We start from the raw sequence: 16,307 nt of genomic DNA, 5'->3' as shown, positions 1-16,307 counted from the left end.
CAATCGGTTGAGGTCAGGGGATAGTCCGGCCCCTAACCAAGCCCCTGACCCAAAACGCTTTTTTGGATTGATAGGACTGACCGGGCGCGCATGCGCTTGGTCTTCTTTATCGCCGTGTAAGCATGTCTGAGAATAAAATGGCGGAGACGGAGTCCGCCTAACTATAGGCCGCACAAGTCCGCACCGATCCTCTTAAACCCTAAGAATACTAGAGTTTTGGGTCTGAGTGTCAGTCTGACTGTCCGTATGTGCCCCATTGCGTTCCCATAAAACCGCACTATTATCGGGGAACGGTTATGGGAACGACAGCTAATTCCGCCACTCTGGCAAGGCGCTGGCAGGTTCGACTACCGGACAGGGAACCGAAATGCCGCGAAAATTGCACAACGCTCTCACACCTCTAGCGGTCAAGAATGCCAAGCCGGGACGCCATGCCGATGGGGGCGGGCTGCATTTGCTGGTGAAGCCGACCGGCGCTCGCTCATGGGTTTATCGTTTCATGCTAAACGGCAAGTCGCGGGACGTTGGCTTGGGTGCGGCTGGCCAAGGCGGCATGTCTCTTGCCGATGCGCGCGACGAAGCGGCGGCGCTGCGCTTCAAGGTCAAGGCGGGCATTGATCCGCTGGAGGAAAGGGACAGGGAGGCCGCACAGGCCCTTGCGGCGGCTCAGGCTGCCAAGGTGGCCGGAACCACGTTCAAGGACGTAGCATCGGCGTATATTGCTGCGAACGAGGTAAGCTGGCGTAACCCCAAACATCGCCAGCAATGGCGCAACACGCTCTCCACATATGTGTATCCGGTAATTGGGGATTTGCCGGTTGCCGAGGTCGAAACCGCGCAAGTGCTGAAAATCCTTGAGCCGATTTGGAAAGAAAAGGCCGAGACTGCTAGCCGCATTCGCGGACGGATTGAGACCGTGCTCGATAACGCCAAGGCGCGCGGCTATCGCCAAGGGGAAAACCCAGCGCGCTGGCGCGGGCACCTTGCGCAAATTCTTCCGGCTCGAACCCGCTTATCTCGTGGGCATCACAAGGCGCTCCCTTATGAAGAAATTCCGGCATTCGTCCGCGCACTGCATAAGCGGGAGGCTGTGGCTGCGCTGGCGCTGGAATTTACGATCCTCACCGCTGCGCGATCTGGCGAAGTGATCGGCGCAAATTGGGCAGAAGTCGATTTGGACAAGGGAATTTGGACGATACCAGCCGAGCGCATGAAGGCAGCGAAAGAGCATCGCGTGCCGTTGTCCCCGCGTGCGGTTGCCATCCTCGAAAGCTTACAGCCGCTTGGTAGCGATTATCTGTTTCCCGGCGCGAAAGGCGGCAAGCTGTCCGGCATGGCCATGGCAATGCTCATGCGCCGCATGAGCGTCGACGCGACCGTGCACGGCTTCCGTTCTGGCTTCCGCGATTGGGCAGCCGAATGCACTGGCTATGCCCATGAGGTTGCCGAAATGGCGCTGGCCCACGCTATCGAAAACAAGGTGGAGCGGGCCTATCGACGCGGCGATCTGTTCGACAAGCGGCGGCGGCTCATGGACGATTGGGCCACCTATTGCGCAACGATCCCGTCGGCTGGTGGAAACGTGACCCCGCTGCGCTCGGCTGGCTAGCCAACAGCTATTAGCGAAGTTGTCTTTCCAAAAGCCGCCTGTCCGCTGACGACCCAATTGCGGACGTAGAATGCCGCACTCAAATGACCCGAAAGCGGACTTAGCTTCTACACACGCTCAAGCGGCAGAAAAGGTTGAGCAGGCAGCTTCACGTTAATGCGGTCGCCCGCGCGAACGAGACCTCCTACAAGCACCACCGTCATAATCCCAGATTTGCGTATCAATTCGCCATTTGGACCTTTGTCGAGCACGGCTGACAGCAGGCCTTTCTGGAAATTGTCTATTTGCGCGCACGGGTTTCGGAGACCGGTTACTTCCAAACGCACTTGCTCACCAATCTCGAGGACTGCATGACGAGGAAGGCCAAGAAGGTCTAGGCCCTTCGTGGTGATGTTCTCGCCGAGGTCTGCTGGCTGCACCCTGAAGCCTTTTTCGCCAACTTCATCGAAAAGTTCCGAGTGGATCAGATGCACTTGGCGAAGATTGGGTTGTGTTGGGTCGACTTTGACACGTGAACGGTGCTTCACTCTTTCGCCGAGATGAGCGTCACCATCGACACCCAAACCTGTGATGATCTCGATTTCTGGAACGATCGTCTTCGAGAAATTGTGTCCTTCATCTTTGGCTACTGCGATGACGGTTCCTGACACTGCGCTTACTCCAAACCAAAGCTTCGGTCGGCATTAGCTGCATATTCGACGAAATCCAGACCGTCCGCTTTCCACCTCAATTTGAGACGTTCCCTCGGCGCTTGGATTTGCCTGAAAGCGGACTGTCTGGAGTTAGGCGCGAAGATTCGGGCAATGAATGTCTGCCATTGAGGTGGAAAGCGGACCGTTTGTATCGGTGATTAAGGCTGACCTAACCGAACGGCCTGCAACCATTTCGGTTAATGAAACGCTAGGCTCGATTGTTTTAGCATCAAGTCTGGTTCTAGCTACGCGCTCATTTGCTTGATCCACTTTATTTGTGGGGAAACCTCCAAACTGGCTCTAATCCGCGTGCTCCTAAATGACCCAACGCATTTCGTTTCTCAGTCGGCTTCCACCCTGTTGAGAAAGGCAGACCAGAACTTATGTCCAATATGGATCTATTCTCACAATGAACTTGAACCGGCTTGTGCAACTATTCATGCATGGAGATTCAGGGATATCATGCGCGCGGACAAGTTTGCCGTACCGAGCAAGAAGATCAGCTTGAGCAAGAGTCAGTAAAACAGTCACCGTTCGTTTCTCCCAGCAACGACGTATCAACAAGAGTGTCTCGGGGGTCGCTGATTGGCGCGGCGTTTGCGCTTACTGCGTGCGGTGGCAATGATGGTCAATCTGGTGCGGGCTTTACTCTACCCGATCAGCCGGTTGACACCGCGCGTAAACCAGTTTCGGACAAGGAAGCTGCTCGCTTCCTATTACAAGCATCGCTTTGGGTGGACAAAGCGCACATCACTGAGCTTCGTTCTGAAGGGTACGAGGCTTGGCTAAATCGTAAGCTGGAGCAACCGAACTCGCAAACTGCCGAAGAGTTTTTTGCGGTACAGAAGCTCGATGTGGTCGATAACGAAAGGCACTTTGACAGGCCGCATTTAACTGATCGGATGGTTTGGTCTCAGTTACTTTCAGGCGACAATCCGGTCCGTAAACGGGTCTCTCTGGCTCTCGCTGACTTCTTCGTCGTATCGGCCAGCCGCATCAAATACCGGTGGTCGGGCATCTCAGTTGGCGAGTACTGGGACATTCTCAACCGTAATGCATTTGGAAATTTTCGCCAACTACTGGAAGAAATCACCCTGACACCGGCCATGGGGGTCTTCCTCGATACTGTTGGGAACCAAAAATCCAATCCTGAAACAGGCCGCAAACCCGATGAGAATTTTGCTCGAGAGGTCATGCAACTTTTCACCATAGGTCTTGAAGAACTCAACTTGGACGGCTCGGTCAAGCTAGAGGGTGGCGAAGCGACTGAGACCTACACCAACCAAGATGTCGAAGGGCTGGCGAAGTGCTTCACCGGATATGACTTTGATTATCAGGATGTTCCGTATTTCCCCGATCCCGGCAATCCCGCATGGAGAGTGCAAGACGCGAGTTACGCGCGGAAGCCGCTGACAGCGGACCCGACTAAGTGGGCTTTCCCCAAGACTGAGTCACTTCATTCCAATGCAGAAAAATCCTTCTTAGGTACAAGGATACCAGAGAATACGGGAGCGTCCGAAACTCTGAAGATCGCGCTAGACACGCTGTTCCAACATCCAAATGTTGCACCATTTTTCTGTAAGCGCATGATCCAGCGACTAGTCACGAGCAACCCTTCAACGACCTATGTGTCCAGAGTTGCTTCAATCTTCAATGACAATGGCAGTGGAGTTCGCGGGGACTTGAAGGCTGTCTTTAGAGCCATCCTGTTGGATGATGAAGCACTGCAACCAGCAAGCAATTCGAGTGCGAATTTCGGCAGAATAAAGGAGCCGATGTTTCGGCTGATCCAATGGGGACGTACGTTCGGTGCGCGATCACAAAGCGGTTGGTGGGACTTTGGCAGCTTTGAGACTGAGACCACTCATTTGGGGCAGTCTCCGCTACGCGCACCTTCGGTTTTCGGCTTCTTTGGGCAGAATTACGTGGCCACGAATTCGAGCGCAGATGCGGCGGGATTGGTTGCACCAGAATCTCAACTCATAAACGAGACATCGATCGTGGGCTATTTGAACACGATGCAAAGAGTGCTGGCTTTTACCACCGACGGGCCGACAGATGTAGCCGCGACCTATCTGGCAGAACTTGAGATAGCTCATCAGCCAGACAGGCTGGTCGACCATCTCAATCTCTTGCTCACTGCTAATCAACTATCTGGGCAAACCAGAGACCAAATAGTCAATGGACTATCTAGTTCGCCTGTCGCGCAAAGCGATCCTCAAGATAAGAAATTGCAGGTCATCCGCGCGGCGATTTTTCTCGTAATGGCAGCTCCAGAATTCCAAATCCAAGGCTAGGATACGTTGTCGTGATCTCAAAACAAACAGCGATTTCCCGGCGAGCTTTTCTCCAGCGCAGCGGGCAATTGTCACTACTGGGTGGGGCAAGTGCTTACGCAATGGATTTGGCTGCTATCAATGAGCTAGCCGCCGCAGGCGTAGTCGAGGATTACAAAGCAATTGTTTGCGTATTTCTTGATGGTGGCAACGATCATGCGAATACGCTCATCCCGTATGATCAAGATAATTACCTACTCTATCAGCAGTTGCGGGGTGGTGGCGCAAACGGTGAAATGGGGGTTGCGCTAACTAAAGAGGCACTTCAATCCTCCGTGTTGTTCCCCAATGATGAGCAGCAACTTACCGATGGGATACAGTATGCGTTGGCACCGACAATGCCAAAGCTCACCTCCCGTTTTCATCAGTGTAATCTAGCAATATTGCTGAACACAGGGCCTTTGGAAACTCCGCTTACGAAAGCACAGTTTCTGAGCGACAACCGTGCTTCTTACCCGGTCCCCAAAAAGCTCTTCTCCCACAATGATCAGCAATCGGCATGGCAGACCTCTACAAGTGCTGACCTGCGAACCGGCTGGGGTGGCAGAATGGCAGACCTCGCGCAGTCGCGTAATTCGAACAGCATGTTCACGGCCCTAAGCATCTCCGGAAACGGAGTTTTCCTTCGAGGCCAGGACTCGATGCCTTTTCGCCTGAGTACGAAGGGGGCGCTTACCCCGGCCGCTCTGAAGTATTCAGCGTTCGGTATGCCGAGCGCCAGTGATGCACTCAATCAGATTCTACGCCAGAGTGGCGGCACTGCGTTTCAGCAAGATATCGTCAGGATCAACAGTAGATCGGTAGACTATGGCTTGTTCTTGAACGAAATCCTCGAAAAGTCTCAGTATGAGCCGAGCATTGGCGGTACGGCGCTCGCTCAGCAGCTCGAAGTCGTCGCAAAAATGATAGATGCGCGGCAGCAAGTGGGGGTCAAGCGCCAAGTCTTCATGGTTTCGATTGGCGGTTTCGACCATCATGGCGGTTTGAGAGGTAGTCATGATGCTCTGCTCGGGCAGCTCGACAATGCATTGGATAATTTCTTTGCCGCCATGCTTGGACTTGGATTGTCGGATAACGTTACGCTGTTCACCGCCTCAGACTTCGGTCGCACTCTTTCTGTTAACGGCGATGGAAGTGATCATGGATGGGGTGGGCATCACTTCGTCCTGGGAGGCGCGGTAAATGGCGGGCGCTTTTTCGGGACTGCGCCTCGAACCTCAATTGAGTCGGATGATCAGGTCGGGCGCGGAAGGCTGCTTCCGACGATATCGGTTGATGAACTTTCCACTACCTTAGCGAAATGGTTTGGAGTGCCCGAATCTGAGCTAACGAGCATTGCTCCCAATATTGGCCGATTCCGGAGTCCTGATCTGGGGTTCATGCAAAGTTCTTGAATGTCGGTTGCGAGCCATAAGGTTTTTTCTCGCCCCCAATTCAGATCACTCGCGCTTCCAATGTCGCTTCGACGATTGAGCGATCAGCAATCTCAAAAACTTGGCCTTGAAAGACAAAGTTGCTAATCATTCTCACTGTCAAACGCTGCAGTCTCGGACTGAGCGTGTTCATTTACAAGGCGAGTAACATGCAGTGATAAATCAACCCACAAACAATGCACCGGATATCGGGGATAAAGAGGTGCTGCATCAAACAGTTGCATCTCTGATCGATGCGCTGAAAATCCTTGATAAACAGGGTCTTGATGTCGCTTCAATACACCTGAATCAGGCGATTGAGGAGATCGGGAGATCCTTACTCGATACACCTGATTAACAAATCGAAATGTCCACTCTTCGGTGCCGCAGAATCGTTCTTCTCGTGTAGTATTTGGACTGAGCAATTGGTCGAGGTGCTCATGAATTAAGTAGCGGGGGCGCTGAATGGCATACATATCTGACATTTCTGAACATGAGCTAATTGATGCGGTGGGTAGGTTGAATGACCTACTCGCCAATGTTTCAGTTCAGGCTGACACAACAATCGATCGATCCAATCGGCCAGTTGTCGATCAAGTTAAGCGCGACATCGTAAGTCGGACACAACGAGAAGAGTATTTCCCTTCCGAGATGTTTGCGGAACCGGCGTGGGACATGCTTCTAGACCTCTATGTCGCCAATGAAGCGGGAATTGACATTTCAGTCACAAGTCTTTGTATTGCTTCTAATGCACCTGCCACAACAGCGTTGCGATGGCTCAAATTGCTCGAGAAATGGGGGCTAGTGTCACGATCTCCTGATCCGACGGATCAGCGCCGGACGTTCATTAAACTGACCGAAAGCAGCAGCTCAAAGTTGGAAGCTTACTTCAGCGATCGAGAAAAGGCGGCTTAGAGTAGGGCGATGAGCTGGGGGTTCCTGGGATGCGAGGGAAGTTTGTGGCTGGGACAACCCCGCCCATATGGTAACGCTGCATATTCGGCTGAATATCTAGGTCGCTTAGCTTAAGTTGCCGAGCTATGATCTGCGAGTTGCGGTCTGGAATCTGGACACGTCAATTTGGCCCATGTTCTTCAGTTTCGTTGAATGCCGAGATGGTCTCAACAATCGAAGTGATCTCACGTTTGCCATCTTTGCTGCGGCCTAACTGCACCACCACATCAATCACGCCTGCAGCATACGCGATTGTGTCCTGCCGGGTCAGGCCTATCCCTGTCTGCATGACCATGAGCGCCAGCTGTTCCAGAGCTCCTTGCGGAGTGTTCGCATGGATCGTCGAGAAGCTTCCCGGATGACCAGTGTTGATGGCGCGAAGGAAGCTTACGCTTTCAGACCCGCGCAATTCGCCCAATACGATGCGATCGGGCCGCAATCGCAAAGCGGCTTGAAGCAGGGTATCAGCTAATACCTTCGCCTCGCCCATCTCGCCTTTGACAGCGACGAGACCCACGCCGTTCGCGCCGGGAAGCTTCAGTTCAGGTGTGTCCTCGACCAAAACGACGCGTTGGTCCTTTGGAATCTCGCCCAACATCGCGTTGAGGAAGGTTGTTTTACCGCTGCTGGTCCCGCCTGAGATCAGGATCGTCTTGCGCTGCCGGATCGCTTCTCGCAAGAAAGCAACGGGTTCTTTATGAGCGTCTGGCGTTGCCGGCTCTGAAGCGTTGCTGAGTGCACCCACATCATACGCATCGAGCGACACGTCAAGGCGTCTGTGTCGCCTTATAGCCATCGCCCAATGACCCCGTGTCGCTGGTGGTCCGCAAAACTGCACGCGCGCACCATCTGGCAGGGTTGCGCCGAGCAGGGGGTGCTCCCGGTTGATGCCCTGGTGGTTGAGCCGTGCGACCTGCTCTGCAAGTCGCTGGATCAGGAGATCATCGATCTGTTCGGCTTCAACGCGCTTCATGCCAAAGGATTGCGCATCCTCGATCCAGACCTCGCCGGGGCGGTTCACAAGGATCTCGGTAACGGTATCGCGCTCAAGCCATTGCATGAATGGGGCGAGATAGGCATCAAGATACGCGCTGCCAGCAGGCTTATTTGCCAAGTTTTCACGCAACGGTTGAATTTCTGCTGTCATACGAGAAGCCAATCAATTACCCGCCGCTCACCGCGGAGAAATCCAAGTCACGCGCAGTGAATACACGGATCGGTTCGCCCATCGGTACACGTACTGTAGGGCCAATTTGCCCATCCTGCTGTACGGCTGCTGCGGCTGCTGATTGTCCGGCGCCTCCTATGACAACCGATGCTCCGCCAGATGCAACCGCACCAAGTCCGCCGACAACCGAGAGCAATAATGAAGATCCAAACCTCTTGAAGAAATTGGACTTCACTTTGCCTTCCAAACCTGTCGTTCCATCAAAGCCGACCGCAGGCGAGGCGAGGTTTACAGATGCTCCATCAGGGCGAATGAGCCGGGTCCAGATGACATAGGCCCGCTTCTGGCCTCCTTGCAGGCCGCTCTGATACTGACCGATCAGGCGGCTGGAGCGAGGAACAAGGACACTCGTTCCATCAAAACTGCGCACGTCCTGACTAACAACCGCGCGGACATAGCCGGGCACGTCAGTGTCGATCGCAGTTTCCAGAATAGCAGGAATGAGTGTGCCTTGAGTGACGGTTGTTGATGGATTGGCCATCGCGCTTGCTTGAGCGGGTGCTCCGCCAACGCCGCCGATCCGACTTGCAAATTGAGCGGCTGCGCTTCCCGCGCCTTCGACAACTGACCCGCCCGGTGCTGTAACAGCTTCACCGGCAGGTTGGCTCAATGGTACAGGAGCGGCGCTCGCATCGAACACCATTGTCGGACTGGCATAGGGATTGGCAGCAGGCGCGCTGTTCACGACACCAGCGGGAGCCGGTGCGGGCATCGGGACAGGGGAATTCTCCGTTTGCGGCGAAACCTGTGGCTCGATTTGAGGTTGAGGCACTCTCGCTGGCACTGCAGCAGCACCTGCTTGCGCGAGGTCTGGATTGCCATTGCCTTCAGGTTCGTCAAGGCGTGCAGAATTCATGCTCGACAAGGTCAGCGCGCCTAAGAGGGCTACTATGCTGATTCCAGCGGCAAGACCAAACCCATCTTTCTTGCCGCGGTTTTGTGTGACTGCTGGATAAGCCGTCCGGCTGGCCAGATCGATGACTTCCGCGCTCGCAGTCTCGCGGGGATCAGCATCATTGGCTGTAGCGCCACCTGAGCCTTTGGATGGCAGTCTCATGGCAAGGCGCATCAGTTCTTCTCCCGTGCGCTAGGCGCAATCTGAGCCAGGGAAGCGTCATCAGTGGCTGCACGTTTTGGTCTTGCAGGACCGTCATGGGTTAAGACCGCCCGATCTTTGCCGGACTTCAAGATGATCTCTGACGGAACACCATCCACGATCACCGTGTCACCTCGCACAGTGAAATTGACCGGTCCTTCTGTGCCGTCCTCATCGACGATGAGAATGGCAGGAACAGCTGCTCCTGATGGCCACATCAGAAATGTTGCGTCGCCATCATCGTATGCCCGCTCGGGAAGCAGCTCTTTGTCTCCGCGCGAGGCCCAGGCAAAATTGAGCGTCGCGGGATCAACGACGGCATAAGGGTCGGTCGCAGCGGCGATTTCCGCCGATGAAGCCGTTTCCTGCTCCGCAAGGCGGGCAGCCTCAGCCGCTGCGGTTTCGCCTTCCGGGTACGTGAAGCTGACGACGTAGACCGGTTTGCTTCGAGGGCTGGCGACCAAGTCGAAGAGATAGGTTCTGCGGCTGGTAACAACGGTCATGTTTGTCGCGGCATTGGCCTGTAGCGGCTTCACGAACAGCAAATTTGCACGCTTATTGGGGGTCACTTGCCAAGACCGGCTGTCGCCGATTGCGACGTTTTCGATCTTCTCGCTTTCAGAAAATCTGATTGTCGCTTGGACTCGAGCCTTGCCATCGATCCGCACAATCTCAGCCGGATCATATTCATGCTCAACAAGCCGCGGATCGCTAGCAAAGGCTGGCGCAGCTAAGACCCCGAGTAGAAGCGCAGAAATGCTTGCGCGGATCATTAAGCAATCTCCGATTTGAGTGCACCTGATTTGCGGGCGCTTCGGAACTGGCTTCCGATGCCACGGGTGCGCGATTGAGACGGAGCATCAGATTTTGATGCCGTTTCACCAGAGCGAATCGCCAAAACCCGCGTGGTCTGGGAAGATGGGTTAGAGTTGCCGGAATCATTCGCGGGCGCACTGGTCGCGCTAGCAGACAGATGGATCTGCCTCGAACGCGTCTCGGCTTGGGAAGGAGCCGCTTGCCGCTGCTGCGCGACGCGAGCCTCGACCAGGCGGCTTGTGTCTGTATCGCCCGCAATTGCTTGTTGTGCAGTAGGTGCGAAGCCAAACACCTGCCAACCCGACACCATGGTGCTAGCGACTTTCAGGACCATGGCCATGAGCGCGCAGTGAACCGCTCCAATGAGGAAGAATGCCATCGCCGCTTCCGGATCAATTTGGTTGGGTACTGCGATGAGGGCTGCGAGAACGGGGACTGCCAGCTCCAGCATGATCGAGCCACCTAGCACTGCAAAGAGCGGCACCAGCGCAAGCATGATCACGCCTTTGAGCCAGCCGGTGAACAGGCCGCGCGTGGCGCTGAACAATGCCATCACGACGAAAATTGGTCCCAGGGCGACGAGTAACGCCAGCCCAATCTTCGCAGTGACCAGGAGGCCAACGGTACCGAGCAAGAGCAATAGTGCGCCTAGCCACATCATGCCCGGAGGAGAGAATGCCGAGAAGTTCTGATTGCTCGACGAGGTCTCTTGAACGGCGGCAAAGACGACGTCGAGCTTTGCGCCAAAATTGCGAGTCGCTGAGCCTTCTGAGCCAAGGAGTAATCCGGCCAGCCAATCAGGTGTACCGATTGCGAGGTTCCACACAACGCTCTGATAAGCGACCCAACTGGTCGCAAATGTCAGCACGAGCCCCAAAGTGATCATGCGCGGCATGAGCGCGCGGATGTCGAGGCTGGATCGGCCGAGCAGCAGCGCAATCGCAAAGAAAGCCACATAGAGTGTAAGCAGGATCGTAAGGACTGTGCCGAGTGATCCTCCTGGTGCAAACAACCGCCCGAAGGTCTCGGACGTAACGTCGTTCGCCATGCAGTCGATCGCGGTCAGCGCACCTGCTACGCCGCCGCTCAAATTGTCCATCGCAAGATCGCAAGCCGTTGTCATTCAGCTGCATGCCCGTAAGGATAATCATCCAGTTCGTCCTGATGACCAACATCTGGCCAGGCTCTACCGGTCAGTGCTGGATACCAGTCAGATGGATGATCGCCGACCGCTTCACGCAGAAGGTCGAGCCGCCGGACCGCACTTTCGCGACCAGACAGGATCGTCAGCACTTCAGGCGCGCCAGACAGATCCAAACGAACCACCACGCTTGCATCTGGCTGCCTCACAAGAAAGCATCGGCTATGGGTTGGAAGCGACTTGATGAGGTCGAATTCGTGCTCAGTGAGGCCAAAACCATCGCAATAATCTTCGGCCTTAGCGCGGCTATTAGGCATGAAAATCATGGTCGCGGTCTGCTCGACCAGAGCGGTCGAAATGCGGCTGTCGAGCGCATCACGTGCGCTCTGAGTTGCAAATCCAACGAGCGCGTTGCGCTTGCGCAAAGTCTTCAGCCAGTCGCGAATACGGCTTGCGAAAACCTCATCGTCGAGCGCCTTCCAGCCTTCGTCGATCAGGATCATAGTTGGATCGCCATCCAATCGCTCATCAATGCGGTGGAAGAGATACATCATCACCGGTGTGCGCAGCTTGGGATTTTCCAGAAGCGCGGTCATGTCAAATCCAAGGACCCGGCTTTCGAGGTCCAGCAGGTCGTGTTCATTGTCGAACAGCCAACCATGTTGGCCGCGCTGTTCCTTGCCACCGCCGATCCAGGCTGACAGCCGATCAGCCAGATCTCCAGCCTTTGGGCGGCGAGCGCCGGAAAGAAGTTCCTTGAAGTGGCGCAGGCGCCGAAGCGAGGCGTCGTTTGCATAGGCTGCGTCAACGGCAGCGCTGATCGTTGCGACTTCCTCGGGCCCTTCAGCACACAGCAGAACACCAAACCAATCACGCAGGAAAGCCCGATTGGCAGGTGTATCGCTGAGAGCGAGCGGATTGAAACCGGTTGGCTCGCCAGGCGCGATCCGATCATACCGGCCGCCTATGCCACGAATGAAGAGTTCTGCACCGCGATCCTTGTCGAACAGGATCGTGCGAGGCGAAAACTTCTGCGCTTGTGCAGCGAGGAAGTTCATCACCACGGTCTTACCGGAACCCGAGGGACCGATGACAGAGAAATTGCCGAGGTCGCCGTGGTGGAAGTTAAAGAAGAACGGCGTTGCACTGGTCGTTTGCAGCAGCGTGACGGCATCACCCCATTGGTTGCCGTCTGCTTGGCCCAGCGCGAAGCCATGCAGGCTGCCAAAACTTGCCATATTGGCGCTCGAAATCAGCGCGCGCCGCACTGCGTATTTCTCATTGCCAGGAAACTGGGCCCAGAAGGCAGGCTCAAGATTGGTGTCTTCGCGCACTGCAATCGCACCGGTATCGGCTATCGCTGCAGCACAGGATGCTGCCGCGTCGTCGAGCCGGGCAAGCGTTTGCTCGCGCACTTGGATAGTGAGGTGGTGGTCCCCAAAGCCCACAGCTCCATTGCCAAGAGCATCACGAGCAGACAGCATGTCCGTGCGTTCAGCCGCGGCCTCTTCATCGACTGAACGCAAGCGCCGCAGGGCAAGATCGATCCGCTCTTTGGCTGTAGTTCGTTCAGCAGGCGCGTAGCTTTCGGTTAGGATCATCTCAAACGGAAGCCGCAGCAGGTTGTCGAGCAAGCCCGGGGATGTTGCTTCGGGATATTCCTTCAAGCCAAGGATAGCTGAAAAGTCCGGCGCACCCGATCCGCGGGTCTCCATTGCGTCCAGTCCAAAACTGGTGCGTCTGTAAGGCAGCATATGCCCGATTTCAGTTTCGTTATACGGTCGCCGAACTGGGCGCATCTCGCCATTGTACAGAGCGGACAAGAGCTCAAGTAGTTCTGAGTTCGCCTTGCCGGTCTGCGGCGAGGTGTATTCGCTCAGAGTTGCAGCACCATAGCTCTGCAATGATGCAACGATCCCGGTGATCGTGGATTTCAGCGTCCGCACATCTTTGGGATCAGGTTCAATGTCACGCGAGGAGGTTCGATTCCAGAGCTTTGCAGCCCGCTCGGCGAGGCCAGCCTTGCCACGCGCGGGCCTTCGGATAACAGTTATGAACTGGTCATTCACGAACAGCGAACCGCCTGCAAGTCGCTCTTTCCAGCGCTGGTCGATATGCCGGCTTAGCGGCTCTTCAAAATCTGATTGCAGTTCCACTTCGACACGGCGGCGGATGACATGATGATAGAGTACGAAGCGTGAGTCGAGCGTTGAACGGAGCATGACTTCGCGTGCTGCCGAATGTGCGTTAAGAGCGTCGCTGTCTTCTGTCTCGAACAGCAATCCTGGAACCTGGATTGAACTCATCACGCTGCCATCGCGCAGCAAGACGGTGTTCTCGTCCACTAAGCGGAGATAAGGCAGGCGATCTGCGGCATGGGCTTCCTTTGCACTCCAGGCAGCGGGTCCGATCCATTTAGTCATGCGGGCTTACCTTCCAGCTCAGGGCGCATAGCTGTTGCATCCCCAGTGTTGGTAATTTGGAACGCGCGGGCACATCGAAACCTTCGTGATCCACAGGTCCAAGATGCGAGGCTCCCGCAGGCTGACAAAGTAGCCGATGATATGCGTGATGATTGGAACGGGAATGATCCAGAAGCTCTTGATCATCAGGAACGCAATAGTGGTCACCATAAGATTGATGATGAAGAAATTCATCGTAACGCCGGCAAACATTTGCGGTCTTGTCAGCGCGCGGTGAACGGGATGACGAACGAGAGCGCTCACAGCGTCAAGCAACCGTGCTTTGAATGCCAGCGACGATGGTCGCTGCGCCGAACAGGATGAACACGCCAATGATGACAGTTGCGCCGAAGCGCCAGTTCATCCGCCCGGTCAGCATCATGAAGCCGATCGCTGCAACTGCCATCACAGCGACTGCTGTTGCAACATTGCCCAGCAAAGTGCCTTGCAGCCAGCCGAGCGCTGACACGATGGGGCCGGAACCTTGCGGGTCACCGGCCTGCTGTGCGTATGCGACGCCTGGCATAAACATCAATGAAAGCACACAAGTGGTCTTGCTAAACCGAGAGATAAACGGCGTCATATTTCTCCGTTTCCTGAATAATCGTAGACTGCAAGGGCCCGCTCTTTTGCGGTGCCTTGATTTCGAGTCAGCGCAAGCCGCGCCATGATTGATGCGACATAGATCCGAGTTTCGCGGATGCGCGGAATGCCTTGCGCGCGCTCGACCCGGCCGGGTCCGGCGTTGTAGGCCGCCAGAGCCCATTCCAGATTCCCGTCAAACCTGTCGAGCTGCTCGCGCAAGTAGCGGGCCCCGCCTTCAAGGTTTTGGATGGGATCGTCTGGATCGACGCCAAGGTAGCGTGCGGTCGCGGGCATCAGCTGAGCGAGGCCTCTGGCACCTTTTGGGGACACCGCATTCTCGCGCCAGCGGCTCTCCTGCCAAACCAGCGCTTCAATTAGTGCCGGACTGATATCATAGCGCTCCGAAAGCGTTGCGACCGTCTCGATGTATTCAGCAGGGATTGAAGCGCCGTTCGCTAATCTACCGGCTTCGACACTTACAGTTATTGGACCGAATGGCCTATCCGCGATCTTTGGCCCACCTGCTATCCAGCGCGCACCGCTCGCATCAATCTCGAGCACGTCGGCTCTTGCTATTTGTGTTGAGTTGAAGAGGGCGAAAATGATCGAAACATGACCGCAAAAAACGACGAACTGCTTTCTATTTTTGTCTTGCGAGTATCGTGATCCACCAAGAACCTTCGTTGAATAAAGTCCCTTTCCCTGCCGCCAAGCGTTTGATGTGCTTAGTATCGATTTCATGGCTTACTTTTGCCATATAGTTCCACAGAACTAGCTTCCTGATAGAACCGATATGGCGCAGTCGGAGATATTGACATTTGGTTTCGGGCATGAGCTTCATCGGAGAGACAGCCCATCGAGCGATGAAGCAAATGATCCAGATCGGACCTTTTCGAACGGTTTTCTCCGTTCCAAAATCCCACCACGGTGTTCCGGCCGGTCTTTGGCAATGCTTAGTCAATCGAATTTCGGCGGCATTTGGGTCGTTAGCGGAACGGCAGTTTTCGTCGATATTCACGAATATGAGGATGGTTTCTGAGAGCGGCTGGCAAGCTTCCAACTGAGGCCATAGATTGCGGGCGGGGATAGGCAGGCCAGCCGAGAAGCGCGCATCCCACGCGCTTCCCCGCTTTTCCCATGGGTGCCGCGAGGGAAGCGGTTATGGCTGAGAACGAAACGAAACCGGACAACGCGCTCCAACCGCCGAGAAACGCACTGGCGGAATTTGCGCTGCCCAAATTGGATTTGGTTGGTCCGAGCGTGCATGATGATATTCAGCGGGCAATCTGGCGCTATGGTGCGGACGCCGTCAAGGATGCCGTAAAGGAAGCGACCAAGGCCAAGCGAGGCCGAAAGCGCGAGCCTGATTGGCCGGAATTGCGCGAGGTGATAGAGGCTGATGCTCGCGATTGGTTGGCTGGCAACGATCCATTTTCCGCACGCTCAAACTATGCGATTGCAAAAGAGTTTTCCGAACGAAACCCAGGCCATAGTGTAGTCTCGACGCATAAGCGTATCGAGCGGAAGCTTTCGCGCGGACCCTATGATCGTCGCTGGTTCACATTGGTTTCGGCTGAAAATCAGAGCAGAGATTCTGGTCCATATGAGGCGCATATACGAGCGCTTGAGGCATTGTCAGAACTGCCGGAAAGTGCGCGGCCCGATGTATGGCAATTCTCCTTGGATCGTGCTCGCTCGACAATTGCAGATTATGAATCGCGCGAAGGCAAGCTGCCACCTAGGGAGATGACATTCAAAGAGATTGAAGCAACGGTGCAGCAGGGAAGTCTTAATGCCCTCGCCACAGAGTCTCAGCCTCGCGGTTTATTTGGCTCGCGTCCCCAAACATTGGGCCTACTTGCTGCGAGCCAAGCGGGCACAGATAGTGAGGCCGAAGACTAGGGACGAAGTTCAACGATAATTTCGTGGGTGCAAATTTCTGTCACCGTTTTGCGGGTTCAAAATTGCAGCCGAAT

The 16,307-nt window shown here is 55.3% G+C and carries 16 protein-coding genes; 6 read left to right on the top strand and 10 right to left on the bottom strand.

What is annotated here, in order from left to right; genetic code table 11:
• The first annotated feature begins 367 nt into the window (after nt 1-367).
• The gene (locus tag HUO12_RS08530) at nt 368-1,609 is read left to right on the top strand and encodes a tyrosine-type recombinase/integrase (RefSeq protein WP_176273158.1); all 1,242 of its coding nucleotides are present in this window, start codon (nt 368-370) and stop codon (nt 1,607-1,609) included.
• Between the two features lie 107 nt (nt 1,610-1,716).
• On the opposite strand, the gene HUO12_RS08525 is transcribed toward HUO12_RS08530, so the two are convergent.
• Nucleotides 1,717-2,259 (bottom strand): MOSC domain-containing protein, encoded by a 543-nt coding sequence (locus HUO12_RS08525; RefSeq protein WP_176273157.1) that lies wholly within the window; start codon nt 2,257-2,259, stop codon nt 1,717-1,719.
• 485 nt (nt 2,260-2,744) lie between these two features.
• Here HUO12_RS08525 and HUO12_RS08520 point away from each other — a divergent pair, with 485 nt between their 5' ends.
• The 4 genes from HUO12_RS08520 to HUO12_RS08505 all read left to right on the top strand — a co-directional run bounded on the left by HUO12_RS08520 (nt 2,745) and on the right by HUO12_RS08505 (nt 6,964).
• Nucleotides 2,745-4,598 (top strand): DUF1800 domain-containing protein, encoded by a 1,854-nt coding sequence (locus tag HUO12_RS08520; protein WP_176273156.1) that lies wholly within the window; start codon nt 2,745-2,747, stop codon nt 4,596-4,598.
• 11 nt (nt 4,599-4,609) lie between these two features.
• On the top strand, nt 4,610-6,031 hold the full coding sequence (locus HUO12_RS08515; protein ID WP_332310392.1) for a DUF1501 domain-containing protein: 1,422 nt from the start codon (nt 4,610-4,612) through the stop codon (nt 6,029-6,031).
• Between the two features lie 193 nt (nt 6,032-6,224).
• Nucleotides 6,225-6,407, top strand: a complete 183-nt coding sequence (locus HUO12_RS08510) for a hypothetical protein (protein ID WP_176273155.1) — start codon at nt 6,225-6,227, stop codon at nt 6,405-6,407.
• A 107-nt stretch (nt 6,408-6,514) separates the two neighbouring features.
• A complete protein-coding gene (locus tag HUO12_RS08505; RefSeq protein WP_176273154.1) occupies nt 6,515-6,964 on the top strand; it encodes a winged helix DNA-binding protein in 450 nt (149 codons plus the stop codon).
• Between the two features lie 160 nt (nt 6,965-7,124).
• On the opposite strand, the gene virB11 is transcribed toward HUO12_RS08505, so the two are convergent.
• The 9 genes from virB11 to HUO12_RS08460 form a co-directional block, all read right to left on the bottom strand.
• A complete protein-coding gene (gene virB11, locus HUO12_RS08500; RefSeq protein ID WP_176273153.1) occupies nt 7,125-8,150 on the bottom strand; it encodes a P-type DNA transfer ATPase VirB11 in 1,026 nt (341 codons plus the stop codon).
• A gap of 16 nt (nt 8,151-8,166) precedes the next feature.
• Nucleotides 8,167-9,288: a TrbI/VirB10 family protein gene (locus HUO12_RS08495; RefSeq protein ID WP_176273152.1), complete on the bottom strand. Its 1,122-nt coding sequence runs from the start codon at nt 9,286-9,288 to the stop codon at nt 8,167-8,169.
• 11 nt (nt 9,289-9,299) lie between these two features.
• On the bottom strand, nt 9,300-10,100 hold the full coding sequence (locus HUO12_RS08490) for a TrbG/VirB9 family P-type conjugative transfer protein (RefSeq protein ID WP_176273151.1): 801 nt from the start codon (nt 10,098-10,100) through the stop codon (nt 9,300-9,302).
• Nucleotides 10,100-11,242, bottom strand: coding sequence for a type IV secretion system protein (locus tag HUO12_RS08485; protein WP_332310391.1), 1,143 nt, complete (start codon nt 11,240-11,242; stop codon nt 10,100-10,102). Before HUO12_RS08485 ends, HUO12_RS08490 begins: the two co-directional genes overlap by 1 nt.
• A 20-nt stretch (nt 11,243-11,262) precedes the next feature.
• Nucleotides 11,263-13,707, bottom strand: coding sequence for a VirB4 family type IV secretion/conjugal transfer ATPase (locus tag HUO12_RS08480; protein ID WP_176273149.1), 2,445 nt, complete (start codon nt 13,705-13,707; stop codon nt 11,263-11,265).
• An 18-nt stretch (nt 13,708-13,725) separates the two neighbouring features.
• Nucleotides 13,726-14,010, bottom strand: a complete 285-nt coding sequence (locus HUO12_RS08475; protein ID WP_176273148.1) for a type IV secretion system protein VirB3 — start codon at nt 14,008-14,010, stop codon at nt 13,726-13,728.
• Nucleotides 14,011-14,014: 4 nt separating this feature from the next.
• Entirely contained in the window at nt 14,015-14,329 is a 315-nt protein-coding gene (locus tag HUO12_RS08470; RefSeq protein ID WP_176273147.1) for a TrbC/VirB2 family protein, read from the bottom strand.
• Nucleotides 14,326-14,892 carry a lytic transglycosylase domain-containing protein gene (locus HUO12_RS08465; RefSeq protein WP_408609455.1) on the bottom strand — a complete coding sequence of 189 codons (567 nt, stop codon included), beginning with the start codon at nt 14,890-14,892 and terminating at the stop codon, nt 14,326-14,328. The genes HUO12_RS08470 and HUO12_RS08465 overlap by 4 nt, the downstream gene beginning before the upstream one ends.
• A gap of 79 nt (nt 14,893-14,971) precedes the next feature.
• Nucleotides 14,972-15,349: a hypothetical protein gene (locus tag HUO12_RS08460; RefSeq protein WP_176271651.1), complete on the bottom strand. Its 378-nt coding sequence runs from the start codon at nt 15,347-15,349 to the stop codon at nt 14,972-14,974.
• 143 nt (nt 15,350-15,492) lie between these two features.
• Here HUO12_RS08460 and HUO12_RS08455 point away from each other — a divergent pair, with 143 nt between their 5' ends.
• A complete protein-coding gene (locus HUO12_RS08455) occupies nt 15,493-16,233 on the top strand; it encodes a hypothetical protein (protein WP_176273145.1) in 741 nt (246 codons plus the stop codon).
• Nucleotides 16,234-16,307 lie beyond the last annotated feature (74 nt).

This window comes from Altererythrobacter lutimaris (genome assembly GCF_013371495.1).
Classification (GTDB): domain Bacteria; phylum Pseudomonadota; class Alphaproteobacteria; order Sphingomonadales; family Sphingomonadaceae; genus Erythrobacter; species Erythrobacter lutimaris_A.
The sequence above is the reverse complement of the archived record's forward strand: the minus strand, read 5'-3'. Positions and strand labels throughout refer to the sequence as shown.

Excerpts from the sequence above, each read along its gene's own strand:
- HUO12_RS08490 (WP_176273151.1), bottom strand. The coding sequence starts at position 10,100 with ATGATCCGCGCAAGCATTTCTGCGCTTCTACTCGGGGTCTTAGCTGCG.
- HUO12_RS08470 (WP_176273147.1), bottom strand. The coding sequence starts at position 14,329 with ATGACGCCGTTTATCTCTCGGTTTAGCAAGACCACTTGTGTGCTTTCA.
- HUO12_RS08530 (WP_176273158.1), top strand. The coding sequence starts at position 368 with ATGCCGCGAAAATTGCACAACGCTCTCACACCTCTAGCGGTCAAGAAT.
- HUO12_RS08505 (WP_176273154.1), top strand. The coding sequence starts at position 6,515 with ATGGCATACATATCTGACATTTCTGAACATGAGCTAATTGATGCGGTG.
- virB11 (WP_176273153.1), bottom strand. The coding sequence starts at position 8,150 with ATGACAGCAGAAATTCAACCGTTGCGTGAAAACTTGGCAAATAAGCCT.
- HUO12_RS08520 (WP_176273156.1), top strand. The coding sequence starts at position 2,745 with ATGGAGATTCAGGGATATCATGCGCGCGGACAAGTTTGCCGTACCGAG.
- HUO12_RS08485 (WP_332310391.1), bottom strand. The coding sequence starts at position 11,242 with ATGGACAATTTGAGCGGCGGCGTAGCAGGTGCGCTGACCGCGATCGAC.
- HUO12_RS08480 (WP_176273149.1), bottom strand. The coding sequence starts at position 13,707 with ATGACTAAATGGATCGGACCCGCTGCCTGGAGTGCAAAGGAAGCCCAT.
- HUO12_RS08495 (WP_176273152.1), bottom strand. The coding sequence starts at position 9,288 with ATGAGACTGCCATCCAAAGGCTCAGGTGGCGCTACAGCCAATGATGCT.
- HUO12_RS08455 (WP_176273145.1), top strand. The coding sequence starts at position 15,493 with ATGGCTGAGAACGAAACGAAACCGGACAACGCGCTCCAACCGCCGAGA.